20 protein-coding genes are annotated in these 23,353 nt (G+C 61.9%); 8 read left to right on the top strand and 12 right to left on the bottom strand.

All coding sequences use genetic code 11. From position 1 onward, the window contains the following. Positions 1-16 precede the first annotated feature (16 nt). The 4 genes from ACWHXP_RS13065 (at position 17) to aroG (ending at position 8,335) form a co-directional block, all read left to right on the top strand. On the top strand, positions 17-4,321 hold the full coding sequence (locus ACWHXP_RS13065; protein WP_489635804.1) for a YhdP family protein: 4,305 nt from the start codon (positions 17-19) through the stop codon (positions 4,319-4,321). 96 nt (positions 4,322-4,417) lie between these two features. Continuing rightward, complete coding sequence (locus ACWHXP_RS13060; protein ID WP_489635805.1) at positions 4,418-5,224, top strand: carbon-nitrogen hydrolase family protein; 807 nt, start codon at positions 4,418-4,420, stop codon at positions 5,222-5,224. Between the two features lie 25 nt (positions 5,225-5,249). Further along, on the top strand, positions 5,250-6,710 hold the full coding sequence (gene tldD, locus ACWHXP_RS13055; RefSeq protein ID WP_489635806.1) for a metalloprotease TldD: 1,461 nt from the start codon (positions 5,250-5,252) through the stop codon (positions 6,708-6,710). 551 nt (positions 6,711-7,261) lie between these two features. Next, positions 7,262-8,335 carry a 3-deoxy-7-phosphoheptulonate synthase AroG gene (gene aroG / locus ACWHXP_RS13050; protein WP_008326955.1) on the top strand — a complete coding sequence of 358 codons (1,074 nt, stop codon included), beginning with the start codon at positions 7,262-7,264 and terminating at the stop codon, positions 8,333-8,335. A 214-nt stretch (positions 8,336-8,549) separates the two neighbouring features. Here the strand turns inward: aroG and ACWHXP_RS13045 are convergent, their stop codons facing one another. From ACWHXP_RS13045 to ACWHXP_RS13025, 5 genes are all read right to left on the bottom strand, one after another. After that, the gene (locus ACWHXP_RS13045; protein ID WP_489625002.1) at positions 8,550-9,029 is read right to left on the bottom strand and encodes a hypothetical protein; all 480 of its coding nucleotides are present in this window, start codon (positions 9,027-9,029) and stop codon (positions 8,550-8,552) included. Next, the gene (locus ACWHXP_RS13040; RefSeq protein ID WP_489635807.1) at positions 9,026-9,793 is read right to left on the bottom strand and encodes a hypothetical protein; all 768 of its coding nucleotides are present in this window, start codon (positions 9,791-9,793) and stop codon (positions 9,026-9,028) included. The genes ACWHXP_RS13045 and ACWHXP_RS13040 overlap by 4 nt, the downstream gene beginning before the upstream one ends. Further along, complete coding sequence (locus ACWHXP_RS13035; RefSeq protein ID WP_489635808.1) at positions 9,793-10,353, bottom strand: PAAR domain-containing protein; 561 nt, start codon at positions 10,351-10,353, stop codon at positions 9,793-9,795. Before ACWHXP_RS13035 ends, ACWHXP_RS13040 begins: the two co-directional genes overlap by 1 nt. Further along, positions 10,350-10,763 carry a PAAR domain-containing protein gene (locus tag ACWHXP_RS13030; RefSeq protein ID WP_489625004.1) on the bottom strand — a complete coding sequence of 138 codons (414 nt, stop codon included), beginning with the start codon at positions 10,761-10,763 and terminating at the stop codon, positions 10,350-10,352. Before ACWHXP_RS13030 ends, ACWHXP_RS13035 begins: the two co-directional genes overlap by 4 nt. Positions 10,764-10,984: 221 nt before the next feature. Further along, positions 10,985-11,470, bottom strand: coding sequence for a YajQ family cyclic di-GMP-binding protein (locus tag ACWHXP_RS13025; RefSeq protein ID WP_034333613.1), 486 nt, complete (start codon positions 11,468-11,470; stop codon positions 10,985-10,987). A gap of 136 nt (positions 11,471-11,606) precedes the next feature. On the opposite strand from ACWHXP_RS13025, the gene murB reads away from it, so the two are divergent. Next, a complete protein-coding gene (gene murB, locus ACWHXP_RS13020; RefSeq protein WP_489635809.1) occupies positions 11,607-12,638 on the top strand; it encodes a UDP-N-acetylmuramate dehydrogenase in 1,032 nt (343 codons plus the stop codon). A 77-nt stretch (positions 12,639-12,715) separates the two neighbouring features. Here murB and ppnP read toward each other — a convergent pair whose 3' ends face one another. The 3 genes from ppnP to argF form a co-directional block, all read right to left on the bottom strand. After that, positions 12,716-13,030 carry a pyrimidine/purine nucleoside phosphorylase gene (gene ppnP, locus ACWHXP_RS13015; protein ID WP_145606412.1) on the bottom strand — a complete coding sequence of 105 codons (315 nt, stop codon included), beginning with the start codon at positions 13,028-13,030 and terminating at the stop codon, positions 12,716-12,718. A 42-nt stretch (positions 13,031-13,072) separates the two neighbouring features. Then, on the bottom strand, positions 13,073-14,407 hold the full coding sequence (argG, locus tag ACWHXP_RS13010; protein WP_121038321.1) for an argininosuccinate synthase: 1,335 nt from the start codon (positions 14,405-14,407) through the stop codon (positions 13,073-13,075). Positions 14,408-14,477: 70 nt separating this feature from the next. Next, positions 14,478-15,392, bottom strand: a complete 915-nt coding sequence (argF, locus tag ACWHXP_RS13005; RefSeq protein ID WP_209583037.1) for an ornithine carbamoyltransferase — start codon at positions 15,390-15,392, stop codon at positions 14,478-14,480. A 341-nt stretch (positions 15,393-15,733) separates the two neighbouring features. On the opposite strand from argF, the gene ACWHXP_RS13000 reads away from it, so the two are divergent. Continuing rightward, positions 15,734-17,944, top strand: coding sequence for a TonB-dependent receptor (locus ACWHXP_RS13000; protein ID WP_489625006.1), 2,211 nt, complete (start codon positions 15,734-15,736; stop codon positions 17,942-17,944). 11 nt (positions 17,945-17,955) lie between these two features. On the opposite strand, the gene rsgA is transcribed toward ACWHXP_RS13000, so the two are convergent. The 3 genes from rsgA to ACWHXP_RS12985 form a co-directional block, all read right to left on the bottom strand. Then, the gene (rsgA, locus tag ACWHXP_RS12995) at positions 17,956-18,903 is read right to left on the bottom strand and encodes a ribosome small subunit-dependent GTPase A (RefSeq protein WP_121038330.1); all 948 of its coding nucleotides are present in this window, start codon (positions 18,901-18,903) and stop codon (positions 17,956-17,958) included. Beyond that, the gene (locus ACWHXP_RS12990) at positions 18,903-19,259 is read right to left on the bottom strand and encodes a 4a-hydroxytetrahydrobiopterin dehydratase (RefSeq protein ID WP_489625007.1); all 357 of its coding nucleotides are present in this window, start codon (positions 19,257-19,259) and stop codon (positions 18,903-18,905) included. Before ACWHXP_RS12990 ends, rsgA begins: the two co-directional genes overlap by 1 nt. A 61-nt stretch (positions 19,260-19,320) precedes the next feature. Then, the gene (locus tag ACWHXP_RS12985; RefSeq protein ID WP_121038336.1) at positions 19,321-20,631 is read right to left on the bottom strand and encodes a M48 family metallopeptidase; all 1,311 of its coding nucleotides are present in this window, start codon (positions 20,629-20,631) and stop codon (positions 19,321-19,323) included. 174 nt (positions 20,632-20,805) lie between these two features. On the opposite strand from ACWHXP_RS12985, the gene orn reads away from it, so the two are divergent. Then, a complete protein-coding gene (gene orn, locus ACWHXP_RS12980) occupies positions 20,806-21,375 on the top strand; it encodes an oligoribonuclease (protein WP_008326970.1) in 570 nt (189 codons plus the stop codon). 107 nt (positions 21,376-21,482) lie between these two features. Here the strand turns inward: orn and ACWHXP_RS12975 are convergent, their stop codons facing one another. Next, positions 21,483-22,178: a UPF0149 family protein gene (locus tag ACWHXP_RS12975; RefSeq protein ID WP_134221801.1), complete on the bottom strand. Its 696-nt coding sequence runs from the start codon at positions 22,176-22,178 to the stop codon at positions 21,483-21,485. Positions 22,179-22,314: 136 nt separating this feature from the next. On the opposite strand from ACWHXP_RS12975, the gene ACWHXP_RS12970 reads away from it, so the two are divergent. Then, a complete protein-coding gene (locus tag ACWHXP_RS12970; protein WP_489635810.1) occupies positions 22,315-23,328 on the top strand; it encodes a serine/threonine protein kinase in 1,014 nt (337 codons plus the stop codon). The last annotated feature ends 25 nt before the right edge of the window (positions 23,329-23,353 follow it).

Here is a 23,353-nt window from a genome sequence, read left to right as displayed (position 1 = left end):
GCCGCCTTGCAACCTGATGTCCCAAGAACAACATAACGCCGCACCGAAGCCTGGCCGTTGGGCGCTGTGCTGGCGATTTGCGCGGGGCAGCTATCGGCGCCTGAACCGGGCTACCCACCATGTCCTGGGTTTCACCCTCAAGCTGCTGCTGGCCGCCTACTTCGTCTTTTGCGCGCTGTTTCTGGTGCTGCGCTATGCGGTGCTGCCCGAGGTGGGCCACTACAAGCCCCGCATTGAAGCCCTGATCTCGCACCAGCTCGGCCGTGCGGTCAGCATCGAGACCATTGATGCTTCCTGGAGCGGATTGCGGCCCCAGCTCTCGCTGACCAATCTCACCGTCCACGACCAGCAGGGCGAAGCCGCGCTGAGCCTGCCGCGCGTATCGACCACGCTGTCGTGGAGCAGCGTCCTGGTGGCGTCGCTGCGTCTGGAAAACCTCAGTATCGAAGGGGCCGACCTGGCCATCCGCCGCGATGCAGCCGGCAAGCTGTATGTGGCGGGTATCCCGGTACCGGCCGGGGGCGATGGCAGCAACCTGGACTGGCTGCTGTCGCAGCGCGAAATCGTGATCCGTCACAGCAAGCTGCGCTGGGATGACGAACTGCGCCAGGCACCCGAGCTGGTGCTGGAAGATGTCAACCTGGTGCTGCACAACCGCTGGCTACGCCATCGGCTCTCGCTGCGCGCCATTCCGCCGCAGGATATGGCGGCTCCTCTGGATGTACGGGCCGATTTCAGCCATCCGGCCTTTGCGCGCAGTTCCGACATCGCGCGCTGGAAGGGCTTGCTCTATGCCGATCTGCGCAATACCGAGCTGTCGGTCTGGCGCGCCTGGTTCGATTATCCGATCGCCATCAACAGCGGCCGCGGCTCGGTGCGCGCCTGGCTGACGCTGGATCACGCCAAGGTCGCCAACTTCACCGCCGACCTCGGTCTCACCGATTTCAATGCCCGCCTGTCGCGCCAGCTGGAGCCGCTGTCCTTGAAACGCGTCAATGGACGCATCTCCGCCAGCGAAACCCTGGGCCCCAATGCTGAGGACGGCGTACCGACCTTCGGTGCCAACGGCCATCAGGTGACCCTGACCGATTTTTCCATCGAGACCCCGGACGGCTTCGTGCTGCCGCCGACCTCGATTGCCGAGAGCTATGAACCGGCCACGCCCCTGAAGGCCGAGCGCACCAGCGTCAAGGCCACCTATCTGAACCTGCAGACGCTGTCGCAGCTGGCCACCCGCCTGCCGCTGGCGCCGTCCCAGCGCAAGCTGCTGGACGACCTGGCCCCGCGCGGAGAGCTGCATGATTTCACCGTGCAGTGGCAGGGCACTTATCCCGAGCTGAGTTCCTACCGCGTCAATGGCCGCTTCAAGGGCCTGGGGCTGAAGGGCTTGCCGGCCCATGTCGAGCCGCGCAAGAACGCTGCCCAGCAAGCCCGCGCACAGTGGGCGGCATTCCCCGGTTTCAGCAACCTGTCCGGCGAGATCGATGCCAGCGAGAAGGGTGGTTCGGTCAAGGTCGATGCGCAGCAACTGGCATTCGAGCTGCCGACCGATCTGTTCCGCGAATCCAGTCTGCCCTTTGACAGCCTCAAGCTGCAGGCGCGCTGGCAATACCTGAAGGACCAGACCCTGCAGGTGGATCTTGACCAGATGCAGTTCGCCCAGCCCGGCGTGGCCGGCAGCCTGAGCGGGCAGCACCTGCTGCCGCTGCAGGGCCGCTCGGCCGGCAGCGTCGACCTGCATGGCGAGCTGACCAGCTTCGATGTGAAGGCGATTCGCCGCTACCTGCCGCAACACATGAGCGAACCGCTGCATCGCTGGCTCACCGAGGGCTTGTTGGCCGGCAATCTGAAGGAGGTGCAGTTCAAGCTCAAGGGCGCGCTGGCCGATTTCCCTTTCCACACCACCAAGCCGGGCGAGCAGCCCAAGGGCGTATTCCAGCTGGCAGGCGAGTTCGAGGGGCTGAAGCTGAACTACACCCCCGGCCACGTTGGCCGGGATGGCAAGGAACCGGAGTGGCCGCTGCTGGAGGAGGGCCGGGGGCGCATCAGCGTCGATCGCACGCGGCTGGAGATCAAGGCTGACAGCGCCCGTACCCTGGGCGCGCGGCTGGGACCGGTGACGGCGCGGGTGGCGGATGTCGATTCGCATGATGCCGTGCTGGAAATCGATGGCGTTGCCAATGGCCCCATGCCGGTCTTCCTGCAATACGTCAACCAGAGCCCGGTAGCGCGCTGGACCGGCAACGTCATGGAACACAGCACCGCCACTGGCGAGGCGCGTCTGGACCTGAAGTTCCAGATGCCGCTGCACCATGCCATCGATACCCGCGCACAGGGGGCCTTCAACTTCGCCAACAATGACGTCGACCTGCTGCCGGAACTGCCGCCCATCTATCGCACCAGCGGCAAGGTCGAGTTCAACGAGCGCGGCTTCACGCTCAATGGCGTGCGCGGCCAGTTCCTGGGCGATAACCTGGCCATCAGCGGCGGCACCCAGAAGGATGGCAGCAGCCAGGTACGTCTGGATGGTGCCATCAACATCGAGAACCTGCGCAAGCAATACCCCGAGCCTTCGCTGCAGCGCCTGCTGGCGCGCTTCTCGGGCGGTACCCGCTACAGCGCCACGGTGCTGGTGCGGCAGCATCAGCCGGAAGTCACGGTCGAGTCCAGCCTGGCCGGTCTCGGCGTGGACCTGCCGGTGCCCCTGCGCAAGGGCGTGCAGGACTCCCTGCCGATGCGCTTCGACCTGCTGCCGCTGGCCTCGTCCGATCCGCTGATCGAACGCGAGGAAATGCGTGTGTCGCTGGGCTCGAACGTGGCGTCGCGCTACGTGCGCGAGCGCGTCGCCGCCAAGGGCAATGAGTGGCGCGTCACCAGCGGCGGCATCGGCTGGAACCAGCCGGCACCGACTCCGGCCTCTGGTCTGAAGCTGGCCCTGGCCACCGACAGCCTGGATGCCGACGCCTGGCTGGCTCTGAAGAAGGACCTGGCGGGCAAGGACGCGGCGGTCGCCGGCAACGGTGCAGCCGCAGGCAATCGCCTGGGCAACAGCGATGTCACGCAATACCTGGAGCCGGACAGCGTCTCGGCCCGCGTCGGCGAACTGAACCTGATGGGCAAGAAGCTCAACAAGCTGATCCTGGAAGCGGCGCATCGCCGCAATGCCTGGCAGATCAACCTGGAGTCCCAGCAAGCCGCCGGTACCTTGACCTGGGACGAACCCGGCAGCGCAAGCGGGGCCGGCAAGGTCACGGCACGGCTGTCCTCGCTGGTCATTCCCAAGTCCAGCCCGACGGCCGACGCGGCCCAGCCCGCCAGTGCCGACAAGACCGACGACAACCTGCAGATGCCCGCGCTGGACATCCGCGCCGAGCAGTTCGAACTGGGCGGCAAGAAGCTGGGCCGGCTGGAACTCGATGCCAGCAACATCCTGACCTCGGTCGGCCGCGAATGGCGCATCAGCCGCCTGCTGCTGGCCAATCCCGACGCGCAGTTCCGGGCAGCCGGCAACTGGCTCACCTTCGGCAGCAATCACACCTCCAACTTCACCTATGCGCTGGATATCGAGGATGCAGGCAAGCTGCTGGAACGCTTCGGTTATCCCGGCACCATCCGCGGCGGGCGCGGCAAGCTCGACGGCGATCTCAGCTGGAAGGCACCTCCCTATGCGATGGACATGGCAACGCTGGCCGGGCAGGTGCACATGGACGTGCATTCGGGACAGTTCCTGAAGGTGGATCCGGGGGCTGCCAAGCTGCTGGGCGTGCTCAACCTGCAGGCCTTGCCGCGCCGGCTGACGCTGGACTTCCGCGACGTGTTCTCGGAAGGTTTTGCCTTCGACACCGTGGCAGGAACCGCCAGCATCGCCAAGGGCATCGCCAGCACGGACAATCTCAAGATGGCGGGCGTGACGGCCTCGGTGCTGATGAGCGGCTCGGCCGACATCGCCCGCGAGACCCAGGACCTGCATGTGGTGGTGATCCCCGAGATCAACCTGGGTACTGCCTCGGTGGTGGCGATGGCGGTCAATCCGGTGGTGGGGGTGAGCACCTTGCTGGCGCAGCTGTTCCTGCGCAATCCGGTGATGAAGTCGCTCAGCTTCGAATACAAGGTGACAGGTCCCTGGAGCGACCCCATCGTGGTCAAGCAGGGGCAGGTCTCGCCGGTGGATGCAGAACGTGCCCGCGAGGTGCTGCAGAAGGGCAAGGGCGGCAAGGAGGATGGCAAGCCTGACAATGACCTGATGCCGCCCCCTTTGCCGGCTCCGGCGCAGCGGCGCGGCGCACCCGCGCCGGGACCGGCCATCAATTCCGGTGCCTGATCCTGGTTCCGTCCCCGGCCTGGCCTGCGCGGCTGGCGCGGATGGGCGATACTGGCGGCATTCTTTCTTCACTCGCCACGCTGGCAAGAGGCAGACATGAGCGATTCCTTCAAGGTGGCGGCGATCCAGATGGTCTCCACCCCCGAGCCATTGCAGAACTTCGATGCGGCCAGCCGCCTGGTGGCGCAGGCAGCGCAGCAGGGCGCGCAACTGGCGCTGCTGCCGGAATACTGGCCCATCATGGGCCTGCACGAGCGCGACAAGCTGGCCCATGCCGAAGCCGATGGCAGCGGTCCCATGCAGGAATGCATGAGCGCCCTGGCGCGCGAGCACCGGCTGTGGCTGGTGGGCGGCACACTGCCGCTGCAGTCGGCGGTGTCCGGCAAGGTGCTCAATACTTCACTGGTCTATGGACCGGATGGCCAGCGGGTGGCGCGTTACGACAAGATCCACTTGTTCAATTTCGTGCGGGGCGAAGAAAACTACGACGAAGCCCGCACCATCGAATACGGCAGCGAAGTGCGCAGCTTCGAGGCACCCTTCGGGCGGGTCGGCTTGTCGGTGTGCTATGACCTGCGCTTCCCGGAGCTGTATCGCGCCATGGGCGAGTGCGCCCTGATCGTGATGCCTGCCGCCTTCACCTATACCACCGGCCGCGCGCACTGGGAGCTGCTGCTGCGCGCCCGCGCCGTCGAGAACCAGTGTTACGTGCTTGCCTCGGCCCAGGGCGGGGAGCACGTCAATGGCCGCCGCACCTGGGGCCACAGCATGCTGGTCGATCCTTGGGGCGAGATCGTCTCGGTTCTCCCTGAGGGGGAAGGGCTTGTGATCGGCGACATTGATCCCCATCGTCTACAATACGTTCGAGAAAGCTTGCCGGCGCTACGTCATCGCAAGCTTTGACCTTTTTGCCTTCCGACAAGACGCTATGAAATTATTTGAACCCAACATGGGCGCCCTGCAAGTGGCGCGCGACGTGCTGCTGACTCCCTTCGGCCTGGACGAATCCAAGCTGCTCAAGGCCTTGGGCAGCATGTTCACGCACAAGGTGGACTACGCCGACCTTTACTTCCAGTTCACCAAGAGCGAGGGCTGGAGCCTGGAAGAGGGCATCGTCAAGACCGGCAGCTTTTCCATCGACCAGGGGGTGGGCGTGCGCGCCGTGTCGGGCGACAAGACCGCGTTCTCCTATTCGGACGAGATTTCCGAATCGGCGCTGCTGGATGCCGCCGCCGCCACCCGCACCATCGCCCGCCAGGGCAGCGGCAAGATCAAGGTGGCCGGTGCCATGACGCCGGCCGGCGGCCGCGCGCTGTACCTGCCGCATGATCCGCTGACCTCGCTGGACGCCACGGCCAAGGTGCAGCTGCTGGAACGCATCGAACGCATCGCCCGCGCCAAGAATCCGCGCGTCAAGCAGGTCATGGCCAGCCTCTCCGGCGAATACGACGTGGTGCTGGTGGCGCGCGCCGATGGCGTGCTGGCCGCCGATATCCGTCCGCTGGTGCGGGTGTCGGTGACGGTGATCGCCGAACAGAATGGCCGTCGCGAGATGGGCAGCAGCGGTGGCGGCGGACGATATGACTACGGCTATTTCTCCGACACCCTGCTGGAAAAGTATGCTTCCGAAGCGGTGGCCACTGCGCTGGTGAACCTGGATGCGCGCCCGGCCCCGGCCGGCCCCATGACCGTGGTGCTTGGCCCCGGCTGGCCCGGCATCCTGCTGCACGAAGCCATCGGTCATGGCCTGGAAGGGGACTTCAACCGCAAGGGATCCTCCACCTTCTCCGGCCGCATCGGCGAGCGCGTCGCTGCCAAGGGCGTGACCGTGGTCGATGACGGCACCATCGCCGACCGCCGCGGTTCGCTCAACATCGACGATGAAGGCAACCCGACCCAGTGCACCACGCTGATCGAAGACGGCATCCTGAAGGGCTACATCCAGGACACCATGAATGCCCGCCTGATGAAGATGGACGTCACCGGCAATGCCCGCCGCGAATCCTTCGCCCACTTGCCCATGCCGCGCATGACCAATACCTACATGCTGGGCGGTGACAAGGATCCGGGCGAGATCCTGGCCTCGGTCAAGAATGGCCTGTATGCCGTCAACTTCGGCGGTGGCCAGGTAGATATCACCAACGGCAAGTTCGTCTTCTCGGCCAGCGAGGCCTACATGATCGAGGATGGCAAGATCACCTATCCGGTCAAGGGCGCGACCTTGATCGGCAATGGCCCGGATGTGCTCAACCGCGTCTCCATGATCGGCAATGACATGCGCCTGGATTCGGGTGTCGGCGTGTGCGGCAAGGAAGGCCAGAGCGTGCCGGTCGGGGTGGGGCAGCCGACCTTGCGTCTGGATGGCGTGACCGTGGGCGGAACTGCCTGATCGTTCATCGCTGCATCGTTTCTTGTGAAAACCGCCGGTGTCATTCACCGGCGGTTTTTTCATTTATGCGCCAGGAATATGACTTCCGGTGGCAGGGGAAAACGACGTGGCCAGATCAAATATTCACTTTTTTTGCAGGAAAGCCACAGTTGGCAAGACGATGGGGGGCGGGCAAGGCTTGCGCGAGGCCAGATTTTTTATTGTGTTTTGGTGACACTTATTGGCTATTTAAGCAATAAATATTCAATAAATATATATTTATTGAATGAAATATGCATTTGCAGCGCAGCATGTCGATTTCGTCTTGTTGCTTGCCAAAGCCCCTGATTTGTAGCACTATGAACGCCTGCTTCACTTAACCCATGACGCCAGACATGTCTTTCGCCCGCGCTTACTTTTATTTTTACTTTAGCTATTCCAGCCCCACGGCGGTGAAAAGCGGTAAGCGTTCGTAAAAAGACAAAACCGATTTCCTAAAAAACCGCCAGTGATGGCGGTTTTTTTTTGGTCAACATTCCAGCTGAATCATTGCAGTACACCAGGAGAAAAAAATGCCGCGCACTGACGATCTTCGCATCCGAGAAATGAAAGAACTGGTCCCCCCCTCGCATCTCATCCGCGAATTCGCCTGCACCGAAAAGGTCGAGCGCACTACCGCTGAAGCCCGCACTGCGCTGCATCGCATCCTGCACGGCCAGGACGACCGCCTGATGGTCGTCATCGGCCCCTGCTCCATCCACGACACCAAGGCCGCCATGGAATATGCGCGCCGCCTGGTGGTGGAGCGCGAGCGTCACAAGAACGAGCTGGAAATCGTCATGCGCGTCTACTTCGAGAAGCCGCGCACCACGGTGGGCTGGAAGGGTTTGATCAATGACCCGTACATGGACAACAGCTTCCGCATCAACGACGGCCTGCGTGCGGCCCGTGAACTGCTGTTGAACATCAACGACCTGGGCCTGCCGGCAGGTACCGAATTCCTGGACGTGATCAGCCCGCAATACATTGCTGACCTGATCAGCTGGGGTGCCATCGGTGCCCGTACCACCGAGTCGCAGGTGCACCGCGAGCTGGCTTCCGGCCTTTCCTGCCCGGTGGGCTTCAAGAACGGTACCGACGGCAACGTCAAGATCGCCGTGGATGCCATCAAGGCCGCATCGCAGCCGCACCACTTCCTGTCGGTGACCAAGGGCGGCCACTCGGCCATCGTCTCCACTGCCGGCAACGAGGATTGCCACATCATCCTGCGCGGCGGCAAGCAGCCCAACTATGATGCGCCCAGCGTGGAAGCGGCCTGCCAGGACATCGCCAAGAGCGGCCTGGCAGCGCGCCTGATGATCGACGCTTCGCACGCCAACAGCTCCAAGAAACCGGAAAACCAGATTCCGGTCTGCGCCGACATCGGTCGCCAGGTGGCCGCGGGCGACACCCGCATCGTCGGCGTGATGGTGGAATCTCACTTGGTGGCCGGCCGCCAGGATCTGGTGCCGGGCAAGGAACTGACCTATGGCCAGTCCATCACCGATGGCTGCATCAACTGGGAAGAAAGCCTGCAAGTGCTGCAGGGCCTGGCGGATTCGGTCAAGCAGCGCCGTTTGGTGGGGGATGAGCGGGACGCGGCTTGAGGGGTGTTGTTGAAGAGAGATTGATGCGCCGGTGATTGCTGGCGCGAAGTAGGGAACAAAGCCTTGGTGGGAGCTAGGGCTTTGTTGTTTTAGGCCCGGCTGAATTTATATTGGTCGGGCAGATGGCTACCTGCCCACAGCGCAGCCCAGGAAAGAACTAAGAAGACGAAAGGCACCGTCTTTTCATCTGATTTCTAAAAATGAAGTTCTGGCCCTAGGGCAACGCGGTCTCTCGCGCTACGGTCTTGCAGCTCGGCTCCGTATTGATCGCCACGCCTGAGTTCGCATCGAAGTAGATGCCATCGTAGTGGTCGCCATTGAAGATCAGGGCATAAATCAAACGACGTTTGAACTGGCCCGTGAGACGAAACGTCGGCCATGTACATGCCGGGTTCTTTTCAAACAACTCATCTTGATATCTGGATAGGTAGGAGTCATTCCCCCTGAACAGAACGAGAACATCCCAGTCCTCGAAGCGGTAAGGTGAGTTTTGTCGGTTGCTTTCATCGCGCCCCTCGATCTTTGATATTCCGAATGCTACATAGCATTCACCGCAGGCATAACGTCTATCGAAGACTTGTATCGTTACGTCTGGATTTGACAGCGTGAATGGATAAACGCCGATACCTATGGCACCCAATAGAAGTAGCGACGCGCTGATGAAAGTACGTGCCAGATATTTTTTTCGCATCATTTTTCAAGCTCTTTGTCGCTAAGGTCGCCTTGTTTTTCCGTAATAGAGACCAGTTTTCCGTGCTTGAATATCGCCCTTTCACCGAACCTATAGTCTTGCTCTGGCGCGCGTGTTTTTCCTTCACCTTTGATAACCGGAACAGCATTCTCAATATGGCCGATTACGAATGACATTTCTTTTCCTGCTAAGGCTAGTTTTTCTGAAATATCGGCGGCGATGTTGTCGGCATCGGATGGATTTGCCGCTGTTGCACATCCATGTAGTTCGACTCTCGCATTTTCGGAAAACTTCGAAAACTCTATGTCGTCCACCAGTGCGGAACCTTCCACCCATCCCGCTGCGTTGAATATCATTCGGGTTCTTGTGCGGTATAGACTGGAGTTGTGTAGTACCCATCTATTTGCTTCATAAGCTTTTTTCCTAATCCACGAGGAGTCCTTCGGCGGTGGGGGATCTGCGGTAGTTAGGTATAGTGCTTGAGGGCCCCCGTGCGTCCATATGTCGAGAGACTGAATGCTTCCAGTCGTTTGCGAATTGATGATGCTGACAATGTCTTTTGCGACATATATCCGCTTTACCACTAAGATAAATTTGCTTTTGTCCCGAGCTTTATAGTCGCGCAGCACGTTGTTTTTTGCGTGCTCGAAGGTGTAATTGTCTGATGGAGTTGCTGCGCCTCCCCATAGTAACAAACGTACTTTGCGGTCGTGCATCACCGGCACCGTTGAGCCCTTTTCATGGTTAGTCTTGACCTTTGCTCCCATCATCCCTCCCGCATTTTTGTTTCTGCATCCTCGCCGAACCAGACGCTCAGTTCCTCAGGATGATAGGTCGCGACTCGTTCGCATAAGCCGTTGGTATCGGTGTAGCCGCTGTAAGTAGTTCCGTCCGGTGCTTTGAGGTAATACGCCAGATCAGGTATCGGCTCGCCGGTCTTGCCATCGATGGCGCGCACTTGTTCATCCGGGCTTTCTTCTGTGAGATGCTCAGGTCCAAACTTTGGTAGCCAGTCGCCTTGAGTTGTTTGATAAAAATTGGTCGTGACTGCTTCACCGCTCGCATTGCCCACGCCATCAACCTCATTGAGCGTAGAAAGCAACGGACACCCAGCACTGGTCTTCATCCCATGAATAACCTGAGCCCGTCCATTGGTGAGCGTAGAGCGCGGAAAACCATCAGCAATGATGCAGTCCTTTCGGCAAGCCACCCGAGCCCCCTGAAAGGCATAAGCCCGCCCATGGCTGCGACAAGTCTGGTCACCCTCAATCACCGTCCCGCCGCAGGCGGCTTTATCGCCATAGCGAATCCAACCGATGATCTTCATGCGCCATCCCCTGTCGGCGCCAGGTAGCCAGCTTGCAGCAGCCCCGGTATGCCGGCATCGTCGGCGTATTCCCGAATTTGTGCCACGCTTTGCAGACTGCCTGTGACCGTGTCCCCATTGTCGGTCGTGCTGCCGACCATGGCCATCGGATGGCCTTTGCAGGTTAAAGCTGCGCCGGCACCTGAGATGATCCTGCTCTCCGTCCCGTCCTGATATCGCACGATGTCACCGACGCAGGCGATGCGGTGTCCCTTGATGTGCATGCTACTGCTTGCCGTAGCGACTTCCCCGCCAAGCCGCGTGGCCGAACCCAGCGTCGCCAGCGCATGGCTGCCTTTGATGGGTCGTTTATCGATGCCGGCAAGAAAATCGTTTGCCAGGCGTTGTCCGTCAAATTCCTTGTGTTCCATCTTTGCTCCTTCCGTCAGTTGGCAACTGGCCCAAACAGCCATCAGCGCTCACTTCAAGAGATGCCGATATTTTTGGGTGGAAGGAGTGTAGATTTGGCAGTGCGGAAACCCGCTTGCCCTCAAGCAATCAGCTGCGTTTACTCGAATACCATCGAGCTGGCGCCAAAAACAAACGCCGGCAAAAGCCGGCGTTGTCGGTACTGCAAAGGCAATGGCCCAGATCAGTCACGGAAGTTGTTGAACTCCAGCGGAATCTCCTTGATCTCCTTGCGCAGCAGCGCCATGGCCGCCTGCAAATCGTCGCGCTTGGCGCCGGTGATGCGCACGGCGTCGCCCTGGATGCTGGCTTGGACCTTCATCTTGCTGTCCTTGATGACGCGCACGATCTTCTTGGCATCGTCGCTTTCGATGCCGTTCTTCACCTTGATGACCTGCTTGACCTTGTCGCCGCCGATCTTCTCGATCTTGCCTTCGTCCAGGAACCGCACATCGACGTTGCGTTTGGTCATCTTGTTGGTCAGCACGTCGCGCACCTGGCTGAGCTGGAAGTCCGAGTCGGCAAAGGCGGTCAGTTCACGTTCCTTCTGTTCGACGCGGGCATCAGTGCCCTTGAAGTCGAAACGGGTGGAAATTTCCTTGTTGGCTTGGTCCACGGCGTTCTTGACTTCCACCAGGTTGGCTTCGCAGACGGTATCGAATGAGGGCATGGCTTGTTCCTTATGTTCTTGCAGCCGGCGAAGGCCGGCGTCTGAGCCGTGATTTTAACGGAGTGAGGCGCCCGCCGCCATCGCCCGGCCACTGACAGCGGATTTGCTCCCGCGCGGGCGATATAATCCCACCCCTATGAGCACTTCTTCATTTCCCGTCCGCCACGACGTTTCCCTGCGCGCCCTCAATACCTTCGGCATCGAGGCCAGTGCCCATGCCTACCTGCCTGTAGAGGGCATCGAGCAACTGCGCACCCTGCGCCAGGACGCCGGCCTCATGGCCTTGCCCCGGCTGGTCCTGGGCGGCGGCAGCAACCTGCTCCTGACGCAAGACTTCAGCGGATTGGTGCTGCATATGCAGAACCGGGGCATAGACATCGCCGACGAGGACGACAACTTCATCTACGTGCGCGCCGCCGCCGGGGAGAACTGGCACGCTTTCGTCCAGTGGACGCTGCAACAGGACCTGGGCGGGCTGGAGAATCTTTCACTCATCCCCGGCAGCGTCGGTGCCGCGCCCATCCAGAACATCGGTGCCTACGGCATCGAGATCAAGGATCGCTTCCACAGCCTGCAAGCTTTCGACCTGATCAGCGGCGAACTGCTGACGCTGGATCGCGAGGCCTGCCGCTTCGGCTATCGCGACAGCGTCTTCAAGCATGCGCTGCGCGACCGCGCCGTGGTCCTGGAGGTGACATTCGCTCTCCCGAAGCGCTGGGAAGCCAACGCCAATTACGCCGACGTCGCCCAGGCCCTGCTGGAGCGCGGCATCACCGAACCCGGTCCGCGTGACATCGCCGAGGCCGTCATCGCCATCCGCACCCGCAAGCTGCCAGACCCCGCCCGGATCGGCAACGCCGGCAGCTTCTTCAAGAACCCCATCGTGCCGGCTCGCCTGCGCGATACCCTGCTGGCGCAATACAGCAACCTGGTCAGCTATCGCGTCGATGACGATCACTACAAGCTGGCCGCCGGCTGGCTGATCGACCGCTGCGGCTGGAAGGGCAAGAGCATGGGGCGTGCTGGCGTGTATGAACAGCAGGCCCTGGTGCTGGTCAACTGGGGCGGTGCCACCGGGGCGGAAGTCGCCAGGCTGGCCAAGGCGATCCAGGATGATGTGAAGGAAAAGTTCGGCGTCCAGCTGGAGCCGGAACCGGTCTTCATCTGAGCGCACTCCTGTGTTAAGACGTAAAAAAGCCGTCCGGTATCGCTACCGGACGGCTTTTTATTCAGACGCCGAGAAGATCAGCCGAAGTGGCAGACGTAATCCAGGGTCTCGGTCACTTCGATGTCGAAGCTGGAGTTGCCCGGCACGCTGAAGGTGGTGCCTGCAGCGTAGGTGTTCCAGGCTTCTTCGCCCTTCAGACGCACGCGGCAGCTGCCGCCGTTGATTTCCATGATTTCCGGTGCACCGGTGCTGAAGTTCAGCGTCGAGGGCAGGATCACGCCCAGGGTCTTCTTGCTGCCATCGGCCAGCAGCACGGTGTGCGAGACACACTTGCCGTCGAAGTAGACATTGCCCTTTTTCAGGACGGTGACGTTGTCGAATTGAGTGCTCATCGAATCGCTTCCATTAAACGGTAAAGGTGAATCCAGCAGGAATTACTTTTCGTCCTTGCCCAGCAGCGGCAGCGACACGGCAGTGCTGGAATCCAGCAGGCCGGTGTTCTGGTAGATCGACAGCTTCTGGCGGGTGTCGGCGATGTCCAGGTTGCGCATGGTCAGCTGGCCGATACGGTCGATGGCGGAGAAGCTGCCTTCGCCCTTTTCCATGGTCAGGCGTTCCGGGTGGTAGGTCAGGTTGGGCGACTCGGTGTTGAGGATCGAGTAGTCATTGCCGCGACGCAGTTCCACCGTCACTTCGCCGGTGATGGCGCGTGCCACCCAGCGCTGGGCGGTTTCGCGCAGCATGATGGCCTGCGAATCGAACCAGCGGCCCTGATACAGCAGGCGGCCCAGCTTGCGGCCGTTGTCGCGGTACTGTTCGATGGTGTCTTCGTTGTGGATGCCAGTGACCAGGCGCTCGTAGGCGATGAACAGCAGGGCCAGGCCCGGGGCTTCGTAGATGCCGCGGCTCTTGGCTTCGATGATGCGGTTCTCGATCTGGTCGCTCATGCCCAGGCCATGGCGGCCACCGATGCGGTTGGCTTCCAGGATCAGCTCGGTCATGCTGGCGAAGGTCTTGCCGTTGAGCGCCACCGGACGGCCTTCTTCGAAGCGCACGGTAACGGTCTCGGCCTTCACTTCCACGTCATCGCGCCAGAACGCCACGCCCATGATGGGCTGCACGATCTTGATGCCGCTGTTGAGGAATTCCAGGTCCTTGGCTTCGTGGGTCGCGCCCAGCATGTTGGAGTCGGTCGAGTAGGCCTTTTCCACCGACATCTTGTAGTCGAAGCCGGACTTGATCATGAACTCGGACATTTCCTTGCGGCCGCCCAGTTCGTCGATGAAGGTGCTGTCCAGCCAGGGCTTGTAGATCTTCAGGTTGGGGTTCACCAGCAGGCCGTAGCGATAAAAGCGCTCGATGTCGTTGCCCTTGTAGGTGCTGCCGTCGCCCCAGATGTCGACGTTGTCTTCACGCATGGCCGACACCAGCATGGTGCCGGTCACGGCACGGCCCAGCGGGGTGGTGTTGAAATAGGTGATGCCGGCGGTGGAGATGTGGAACGCGCCGCTTTGCAGGGCAGCGATGCCTTCGTTGGCCAGCTGTTCGCGGCAGTCGATCAGGCGCGCCAGTTCGGCACCGTATTGCATGGCCTTCTTGGGGATGGCGTCATAGTCCGGCTCATCCGGCTGGCCCAGGTTGGCGGTGTAGGCGTAGGGGACAGCGCCTTTCTGGCGCATCCAGGTCAGCGCGGCGCTGGTATCGAGGCCGCCGGAGAAGGCGATGCCGACTTTTTGATTGACCGGGACGGATTGCAGGATGTTGGACATGATCTTGACGTTGCGATGAAGTGAAGTGTTGAGCGTGATTCTTGTGCTGGGGGAATGGGTAGCAGGCGGCTTAATCGAAGCGGCCGTGCACCAGGTATTCGAGCAGGGCCTTCTGCACGTGCAGGCGGTTTTCCGCCTCGTCCCAGACCACCGATTGCGGGCCGTCGATCACTTCGGCGGCCACTTCCTCGCCACGGTGCGCGGGCAGGCAGTGCATGAAGAGCGCATCCTTCTTGGCGCGCGACATCTTGGCCTGGTCCACGATCCAGCCATCGAAGGCCTTCAGGCGGGCATTGTTCTCGGCTTCGAAGCCCATGCTGGTCCACACGTCGGTGGTGACCAGGTCGGCATCCTGGCAGGCATCGGCCGGATCGGCGAAGAAGGTGTAATTCTGGTTGCCCGGCGAGACCTGGGCCGGATCGATGTCGTAGCCCTTGGGGGTGGAGACGTTGACGTGGAAGCCAAACACCTCGGCCGCCTGCAGCCACGAATAGAGCATGTTGTTGGCGTCGCCGACCCAGGCCACGATCTTGCCCTGGATGCTGCCGCGATGCTCGATGTAGGTGAAGACATCGGCCAGCACCTGGCAGGGATGCTGCTCGTTGGTCAGGCCGTTGATGACCGGCACGCGCGAATGCTTGGCAAAGCGCTCAATGATTTCCTGGCCGTAGGTGCGGATCATGATGACGTCGCACATGCGTGACATCACCTGCGCCGCATCTTCCACCGGTTCGCCACGGCCAAGCTGGCTGTCGCGGGTGTTGAGGTAGATCGCCGCACCGCCCATCTGGTGCATGCCGGCTTCGAAGGAGAGGCGGGTGCGGGTCGAGTTCTTTTCGAACACCATCACCAGGGTACGATCGGCCAGCGTGTGATGGGGCTCGTAATTCTTGAACTTACGTTTGATCACACGGGAACGTTCGATCACGTACTCGTATTCATCAAGCGTAAAGTCGGAAAACTGAAGGTAGTGTTTGATTGCCATAAATAAAAACGGCGGCCAGTGTGGCGCCTGCCGCCGATAGTCGTTAACTCCTTAGATTATAAGGGATTCGGCTTAAAAAGATACCCGCAGTACTTGCTGCAAAGAAACCCCCCGGGGTTTCGCGAATTCGGGTCAAAGATGAAGTCCCGCGCACGGCATCGGGGATGCGCTTCGAATTCCTTCGATGCACGTGAAGAAATTTTTCGAAATCCATATCCAGCTTTTTCGAGGAATGCGCACTAAGTGCGACAAAGAGCCTGATCTCACGTCGCAAATGAGAATTATTGCTATTCAGATGGCTAGAATCCGCAGCTTTCCCTTGCCTGAAAGGAACAGCTGCCATGTCCCACGATTCTTCTTGCCCGCACCCGTTACAGGGTTTGCGCCGGTCTTTTTCTTCATCACGTTCCGCGCCGCCCAAGCTGCGCGCCTTGCCGGCGGCGTTGGTGGCGGCCTTGTTCGCGTTTCCTGTTTCCGCTGCTGCCGCCGAGGCCACGGCCGAGCGCGAGGAGAGCGATGCTGCGCGCTTGCCTGCCGTCGAGGTCCGCAGCCAGCGCAATCTGCATGATCCCCGTCCCGGCCCCTTGGGCAGCGCCACCCGCACCGCCACTGATGTGCGCGAGGTGCCGCTGACGGTGCAGGCGGTCGATGCCGCGCAGGTCAGGGCTTATGGCGGGCGCGGGCTGGCGGCGGCATTGGCCGGGGTGCCGGGTGTTTCCAATGTCTCCGATACGCGCTTCGATGCCTTCCGGCTGCGCGGCTTTTCCAATGCCGGCGATACCCTGCTCGACGGCATGCGCGATGACGCGCAATACGTGCGCAGCCTGGGCAACATTGATCGCATCGAGATCCTCAAGGGCCCGGCCGCCGTGCTCTACGGACGCGGCAGCGGCGGCGGCGTGATCAATCGCATCAGCAAGCAGCCGGAACGTGAAGCCTTCGGTCAGGCCACCGCCATCTGGGGCAGCCGTGGCCAGCAGGGCGGGGCGGTGGACTGGAATCGTCCGCTGGGCGAGCAATGGGGGCTACGCATCAACGCCGGGCGTGAACACGAAGCCCACTTCCGTCACGGTGTGCGCGGAACGCGCCAGTACTTCGCTCCGGCGCTGAAGTGGGAGTCCGGCCGCGACAGCTGGCTGCTGCAGGCGGACTACGATGAATTCGAACGGGTTCCGGATCGCGGCGTACCGGGCCGGGTCACGGCGTTGACGGGCAAGGATACGGTTGCAGCCCTTGCCTTGCCGGTGGCGTCGGACCGCGCCTTCTTCGGTGCGGCCGGGCGCGACTTCATCCGCGATACCAGTCTCAGCCTGCGTTCCACCCTCACAAGGTCCATTGCGCCGGACTGGAGCGTGCGGCAGATGGTGAGCGTGTTTGATCTCAACAGCGACTTCGACAATACCTTCGTTACCCAAGGCTACGTCAGCGCCGGCCGCAACCTGGGCAACGTGCAGCGCAGTCGCTTTCAACAGAACCTGCAGCAGCGCAATGTGCAGGCCAACCTGGAATTGCTCGGCACGCTCGGCAGCGGCATCCTCCGGCACGAGCTGCTGGCCGGTGCCGAATACGGCTGGCAGAAGCGCGAGCCGCGCTTGTGGATGGCCACTGCGCTGCCCGTCTCGCTGACCGATCCCGAGGTGCGCAACGCCACGCCCCAGCCGCAGCCCTGGCAGATGAACTACCACCGGGTCGATTCCGTGGGCTTGTATGCGCAAGACCAGATCGCCATCGGGGCGCAATGGAAAGTCCTGGCCGGGGTGCGCTGGGATCACTTCGAGGTCGATTCCCGCAGCCGCCTGCGCGACATTCGCATCGAGCGTTCCAGCAACGCCGTGAGCCCGCGCGTGGGCGCGGTATGGGAAGCCCTGCCGGCGCATCACTTCTATGGATCGTGGAGCAAGAGCTATGCGCCGGTGGGCGGCGACGTGATCGGCTTGTCACCGGGGGCGAAGGGCAATGGCAATGACCTGGGACCCCAATTCAGCCGCCAGCTGGAAGCCGGGGTCAAGAGCGACTGGTTCGGGCGCAGGATCAGCACGACGCTGGCCTGGTTCGAACTGGAACTCTACAACCGCACCGTGGCCGACCCGGTGCAGCCGGGCGTGTTCACCCAGAGCGGACTGGAGCGCAATCGCGGCATCGAATTGAGCGTGGCGGGGGAAGTGGCGCGCCACTGGTTCGTGCGCGGCGGCTGGACCCAGCAGAATTCAAGGGTGGTGCGGGCTGAGGCGCAGTATGCGGGCAAGCGCGCCTCCGGGGTCTCGGCCCGCAATGGCAGCCTGTTCGTGTCCTACGCGCCGCCCTTGGGATGGTTTGGCGAGGCAGGCGTGGTGCTGGAGGGCGCGCGCTTTGCCGATCGCGAGAACCTGCTGGAGCTGCCCGGCTACGTGCGCTGGGATGCGCTGCTGGGCTACCGGATGGAGCGCACCGAATACACGCTGGCGGCCACCAACCTGGCCAACCGGCGCTATTACGTCAGCGCCACCGGGGCCACCCAGATCGTGCCGGGGGCACCGCGCGCGGTGGTGCTTACGGCTGCCTACAAGTTCTGAAGAGGGACAAGTCAGTACAAGGTCTGTGAAGATTCATGCACCAGCTGCGCATACAGCTGGTGGCGCATCCCCGCAATCTCGCCGGCCTGCACTGCCTCCAGCACCGCACAGCCCGGCTCGTTGAGATGGTGGCAGTTGTAGAAGCGGCACTTGCCCAGATAGGGGGTGAAGTCGCGGAAGGCGCGTTCCAGCATGCCTTCGGAGAGCTGATACAGGCCGAACTCCTGGAAGCCCGGCGAATCGATGATGCTGGCCTCCTGCTCCATCTGGTACAGCCGGGTGAAGGTCGTAGTGTGCTTGCCGGTATCGAGGGCGGCCGAGATTTCGCGGGTGGCGATATCGGCGTCCGGGACGATCAGATTGATGATGGAGGACTTGCCCATGCCCGACTGGCCGATCAGGATAGTGCTCTTGCCGGCCAACAGCGGCATGAAGGCCGCGCGCGTCTCTTCCGGCTGGGCCTTGGCCGAGACCTCGTGCACCGGATAACCCAGGCGCGCATACACCTGCAGGCGTTCACGCGTCTTGGGCAGGGCTTCGGTGATGTCGGTCTTGTTCAGGATCAGGTGCGCGGAGACACCGGCCGACTCGGCCGCCACCAGCGAGCGCGAGACCAGGTCATCCGAAAAGCTCGGTTCGGTCGCCACCACGATGAAGAGTTGATCCACATTGGCCGCCAGCAGCTTGGACTTGTACTGGTCCGAGCGATAGAGCAGGGTGCGGCGTTCGTCGATGCTTTCCACCACGCCCTGGTCGGCCGAGGTGCGGGCCAGGCGGATGTGGTCGCCGACCGCCACATCGCTCTTCTTGCCACGGGTGACGCAATTCAGTTTCTGTTCAGCGGCCTGCACCAGATAGTGACGGCCGTGGGCGGCAATGACCAGCCCCTGTTCCAGCTCAGCCTTGTTCGTCGCTGATCCTGCCCTGGCGCTGCGTGCGCCTTGCTTGCGGACTCCCATCAGGCCGGGGCGCGCTGGGCGAAAATGGCGTCGACCTTGGCCGCGCAGATGAAGTCATTGGCTGACAAACCGCCACGGCCTTCATTGACGCTGTGGGTATCGAACTTCACGTTGCAGCGGTTGTAGGTGACGGTCAGTTCCGGGTGATGGTCTTCGGCGTGGATGATCCACGCGATCGCGTTGACGAAGGCCAGGGTCTCGTAATAGTTGCCGAAGGCGAAAGTTCGCGCCAGCTTGCCGCCGTCGATCTTCCAGTCGGGCAGGGCGGCCAGGTGGGCGGCGATGGCGGTGTCGTCCAGCGCAGCGATGGGCTGGACGCTGCGGGCGGCGGCGAGGGTGCTTGCGGTGATGCTCATGGGGTTCTCCTGCGGCGGGCTGTTTCATTCATCCAGCACGCCTTTTAGATGATCAAAAAATTCAGTGGCTGCCCGCGGCGGCGGCTGTTCCCGACGTTGCGCGATGGGCGGCGATGGCAGCGTGCAGGTGCTGGATGCGCAGCGACGCCGGCGGGTGCGAATCGTAGAAAGCCGAGTGCAGCGGATCGGGGGTGAGGGTGGAGGCATTGTCCTCGTACAGCTTGACCAGTGCCGATACCAGATCCTGTGCATCGGTGTGCTGTGCGGCGAAGGCATCGGCCTCGAACTCGTGCTTGCGCGAGGAGAGCGAAGACAGCGGCGAGAACAGGAAAGTGAAGATCGGCAGCACCAGCATGAACAGGATCAGGGCCATGGCATCGTTGCTGCCCAGCAGCAGAGGCTCCACGCCCAGGCCGGTGTAGAACCAGGCCTGGCCCTTCAGATAGCCCAGCAGCGCCAGGAAGGCCAGCGACAGGCCGAACATGACGACCACACGCTTGACGATGTGCTTGAGCTTGAAGTGGCCCAGTTCGTGGGCCAGCACGGCTTCGATCTCATGCGGGGCCAGGCGCGCCAGCAGGGTGTCGAAGAAGACGATGCGCTTGCCCGAGCCGAAGCCCGAGAAGTAGGCATTGCCATGCGCGCTGCGCTTGGAACCGTCCATCACGAACAGGCCCTTGGAGGCGAATCCGACGCGCTGCATCAAGCCTTCGATGCGGCTGCGCAGGCTGTCATCTTCCAGCGCGGTGAATTTGTTGAAGAGCGGCGCGATGAAGCTGGGATAGATCACCAGCATGAGCAGCTGGAAGGCGCACAGCACGATCCAGGTATAGAACCACCAGAGCGCGCCGGCCTTTTCCATCAGCACCAGCACCACCCACAGAAGCGGCAGGCCGATCACGGCACCCAGCAGGGTTTGCTTGATCATGTCGCTGAAGAACAGGCCACGCGTCATCTTGTTGAAGCCGAAACCGGCTTCCAGCCTGAACTGGCGGTAGTAATCGAAGGGCAGGTCCACCGCACCGGAAATGAGGCCAAATCCCGCCACCAGCGCGATCTGGTACACCATGCCCGGTTCGCCCGTCCAGCCCAGCAGCAGGCTGGAGAGCCATTGCAGCCCGCCCAGCAGGGTGAAGCCGATCAGCACTGCAGCATTGACGATCAGCGTCACCAGGCCGAACTTGGTACGCGCCACCGTGTAGTCGGCCGCCTTCTGGTGGGCCGACAGCGGGATCTTCTCCGCGAACTCGGGCGGTACCGCCGCGCGGTGGGCGATCACATGGCGAATATGGCGCGAAGCCAGCCAGAAACGCACGCCCAGGCTGATGGCCAGGAATACGACGAACAAAACTGAAAACGAAAGTGAAGACATGCTTTCCCTGTGCGAAAATGGCGGAAGTTCGAGGCCCAGGCCCGCGTCCTGCCCCAGCCGGCAGCGGTGGCAGGCCTGTCGGCCATGCCGTCCGGTGCGATCCGGGCGAGCGAACCCAGCAATGAACCCTGCAGTAGATGGGGCCAGGCCCCATCCCGTCAATAAGGAAGAATTATGTCACAAGCCCCCGCCGCGCCTGTCCGGCCCAATGAAATGAACCTGGTCTGGGTCGATATGGAAATGACCGGCCTGGATCCGGACAAGGATCGCATCATCGAAGTGGCCGTGGTGGTTACCGATGCAGAACTGAACGTGCTGGGCGAAGGCCCGGTGCTGGCCATCCACCAGTCCGACGAGCTGCTGGACGGCATGGACGCCTGGAACAAGGGCACCCACGGCCGTTCCGGCCTGATCGACCGCGTCAAGGCGTCCACCGTCACCGAAGCCGACGCCGAACAGCAGATCATCGCCTTCCTGAAGCAATACGTCCCGGCCGGCAAGTCGCCCATGTGCGGCAATTCGATCTGCCAGGACCGCCGCTTCATGGTGCGCGGCATGCCCAAGCTGGAAGAATTCTTCCACTATCGCAACCTCGATGTGTCGACCCTGAAGGAACTCTGCAAGCGCTGGAAGCCTGAAATCGCCACCGGTTTCAAGAAGCGCCAGATGCACACGGCCCTGGCCGACATCCTGGAGTCGATCGAAGAACTGAAGTACTACCGCGAACACTTCATCAAGGAGTGAGGCCGTAGCATCCGGCCCAGGCAGGGTGGTTGGCAGCAACGCCATCCTGTATGAAGCAAAAAGGCGCGCCCGGCATCCGGCGCGCCTTTTTCATGGTGCCGGGTGAATCATTCTTCCGAATCTGCGCCGCAGCACTTCTTGTATTTCTTGCCACTGCCGCAGGGACAGGCATCGTTGCGGCCGGTCTTGGGCGCATCGCGCTGCACCTGCTCGACCGCCGACTTGCGCTTGGGCGCCCAGTAGCGGTGGATGTGCGGAATGGCCGATTCGATCTCGATGGCCAGCTTGTGGGTCTTGAGCGGGTCGTCGATGAGCCTGGTTTCTTCCTCTTCCAGCTCTTCCGAGCCCAGCAGGTAGATGGGACGCATCAGCGGGGCCAGGTTGGAGTGGAAAATTTCGTCCCACTGCGCCGCGCGCAACTGGATGCCTTCCCAGAAACCCCAGGCCCAGGCTTCCGCATCCAGCAGCGGTTTGCCTTCGTGCTCGCGCTCGCAGAACAGAGGTTCATATTCCTTGGGGGCGACTTCGAAGGTGATGGCGATTTCGTTCATGGTGCGCGCGATCAGGCTGGTGATGCGCTCGGCTTCCTTGCCGTTCTTGAACTTGGGCGTGTCTTCCGGACGGCTGCCCCAGACGCGCGGCAGCCATTCGGCCATCAGCACTTCCTGCGGACCGATGGCCAGGGCCGTCAGGTAGCCGTGCAGGGTGTCCATGGTCATCACATCGTCGGCGCAGCGATCGGAGAGGAGAAAATCGTCGAGTTCGTCGAATTCGGCGTCGGAAAGGGGCTGGTCGAGATGCATGATGGTTCCAATGACTGATGCTAAAGGCAGGAGTGTAAAGGCATTGGCCCGGTGGCGCGAGTGTTGCCGGTCGGTTGCTGCCCGGAATGCTGCAATCGGTTGGGGCGGGCAGGCTGGTGGACAGTACAATAGACGGATGAATTCCCCCGCCCAATCTGCTGACCTCCCCGACGCCACTTCCTTCGCCACGCTCTCGCCCGATACGGTACTCGATGCCCTCGACGGGCTCGGTCTGTATGGAGACGGCCGCCTGCTGGCCCTGAACAGCTATGAAAACCGCGTCTACCAGGTCGGCATGGAAGACGGCCCGCCGCTGGTGGCCAAGTTTTATCGTCCCTTGCGCTGGAGTGATGAGCAGATCCTCGAAGAACACGCTTTTTCGCAGGAATTGGCCGACGAAGAAGTGCCGGTGGTGCCGGCCATGCGTCTCGACAATGGTGCCACCCTGCATCGCCACGCCGGGTTCCGTTTTGCCGTATTCCGCCGCCACGGTGGCCGTGCACCCGAGCTGGACGATGCCGATACCCTGGAGCGTCTGGGCCGCTTCATCGGCCGCATCCATGCGGTCGGCCTGCGCAGCCGCTTCCAGTCCCGCCCGGCGCTGGACATCGCCAGCTTCGGTGAAGAACCGCGTGACTGGCTGCTGGCGCATGATTTCATTCCCATGGATGTGGCCACGGCCTGGCGCACCACGGTCGAGCAGGCGCTCGATGGCGTGCGGCGCTGCTACGAGCGGGCAGGGGAGATCCGCACCCTGCGCCTGCATGGTGATTGCCATGTTGGCAACGTCCTGTGGACCGATGCCGGCCCGCACTTCGTCGATTTCGACGACAGCCGCAGCGGTCCGGCCGTGCAGGACCTGTGGATGCTGCTCTCGGGCGAACGGCGCGAGATGGTCGGCCAGCTGGCCGACCTGTTGGCAGGATATGAAAGTTTCTGCGAATTCGAGCCACGCGAGCTGTATCTCATCGAAGCCCTGCGCACGCTGCGCCTGATCCATTATTCCGCCTGGCTGGCGCGGCGCTGGGATGATCCGGCTTTCCCGGTGGCCTTCCCCTGGTTCAATACCCAACGTTACTGGCAGGACCGCATCCTGGAATTGCGCGAACAGATCGCGCTGATGGATGAACCGCCCCTGTGGCCGGTGTGAATCCGGCGAAATGAACGAAAACAAC

The organism is Herbaspirillum sp. Her2 (genome assembly GCF_057961375.1).
Note: the sequence above shows the minus strand (reverse complement) of the source record. Positions and strands in the feature narration are given on the sequence as shown.

Excerpts from the sequence above, each read along its gene's own strand:
- ACWHXP_RS13065 (WP_489635804.1), top strand. The coding sequence starts at position 17 with ATGTCCCAAGAACAACATAACGCCGCACCGAAGCCTGGCCGTTGGGCG.
- ACWHXP_RS13060 (WP_489635805.1), top strand. The coding sequence starts at position 4,418 with ATGAGCGATTCCTTCAAGGTGGCGGCGATCCAGATGGTCTCCACCCCC.
- tldD (WP_489635806.1), top strand. The coding sequence starts at position 5,250 with ATGAAATTATTTGAACCCAACATGGGCGCCCTGCAAGTGGCGCGCGAC.
- aroG (WP_008326955.1), top strand. The coding sequence starts at position 7,262 with ATGCCGCGCACTGACGATCTTCGCATCCGAGAAATGAAAGAACTGGTC.
- ACWHXP_RS13045 (WP_489625002.1), bottom strand. The coding sequence starts at position 9,029 with ATGATGCGAAAAAAATATCTGGCACGTACTTTCATCAGCGCGTCGCTA.
- ACWHXP_RS13040 (WP_489635807.1), bottom strand. The coding sequence starts at position 9,793 with ATGGGAGCAAAGGTCAAGACTAACCATGAAAAGGGCTCAACGGTGCCG.
- ACWHXP_RS13035 (WP_489635808.1), bottom strand. The coding sequence starts at position 10,353 with ATGAAGATCATCGGTTGGATTCGCTATGGCGATAAAGCCGCCTGCGGC.
- ACWHXP_RS13030 (WP_489625004.1), bottom strand. The coding sequence starts at position 10,763 with ATGGAACACAAGGAATTTGACGGACAACGCCTGGCAAACGATTTTCTT.
- ACWHXP_RS13025 (WP_034333613.1), bottom strand. The coding sequence starts at position 11,470 with ATGCCCTCATTCGATACCGTCTGCGAAGCCAACCTGGTGGAAGTCAAG.
- murB (WP_489635809.1), top strand. The coding sequence starts at position 11,607 with ATGAGCACTTCTTCATTTCCCGTCCGCCACGACGTTTCCCTGCGCGCC.
- ppnP (WP_145606412.1), bottom strand. The coding sequence starts at position 13,030 with ATGAGCACTCAATTCGACAACGTCACCGTCCTGAAAAAGGGCAATGTC.
- argG (WP_121038321.1), bottom strand. The coding sequence starts at position 14,407 with ATGTCCAACATCCTGCAATCCGTCCCGGTCAATCAAAAAGTCGGCATC.
- argF (WP_209583037.1), bottom strand. The coding sequence starts at position 15,392 with ATGGCAATCAAACACTACCTTCAGTTTTCCGACTTTACGCTTGATGAA.
- ACWHXP_RS13000 (WP_489625006.1), top strand. The coding sequence starts at position 15,734 with ATGTCCCACGATTCTTCTTGCCCGCACCCGTTACAGGGTTTGCGCCGG.
- rsgA (WP_121038330.1), bottom strand. The coding sequence starts at position 18,903 with ATGGGAGTCCGCAAGCAAGGCGCACGCAGCGCCAGGGCAGGATCAGCG.
- ACWHXP_RS12990 (WP_489625007.1), bottom strand. The coding sequence starts at position 19,259 with ATGAGCATCACCGCAAGCACCCTCGCCGCCGCCCGCAGCGTCCAGCCC.
- ACWHXP_RS12985 (WP_121038336.1), bottom strand. The coding sequence starts at position 20,631 with ATGTCTTCACTTTCGTTTTCAGTTTTGTTCGTCGTATTCCTGGCCATC.
- orn (WP_008326970.1), top strand. The coding sequence starts at position 20,806 with ATGTCACAAGCCCCCGCCGCGCCTGTCCGGCCCAATGAAATGAACCTG.
- ACWHXP_RS12975 (WP_134221801.1), bottom strand. The coding sequence starts at position 22,178 with ATGCATCTCGACCAGCCCCTTTCCGACGCCGAATTCGACGAACTCGAC.
- ACWHXP_RS12970 (WP_489635810.1), top strand. The coding sequence starts at position 22,315 with ATGAATTCCCCCGCCCAATCTGCTGACCTCCCCGACGCCACTTCCTTC.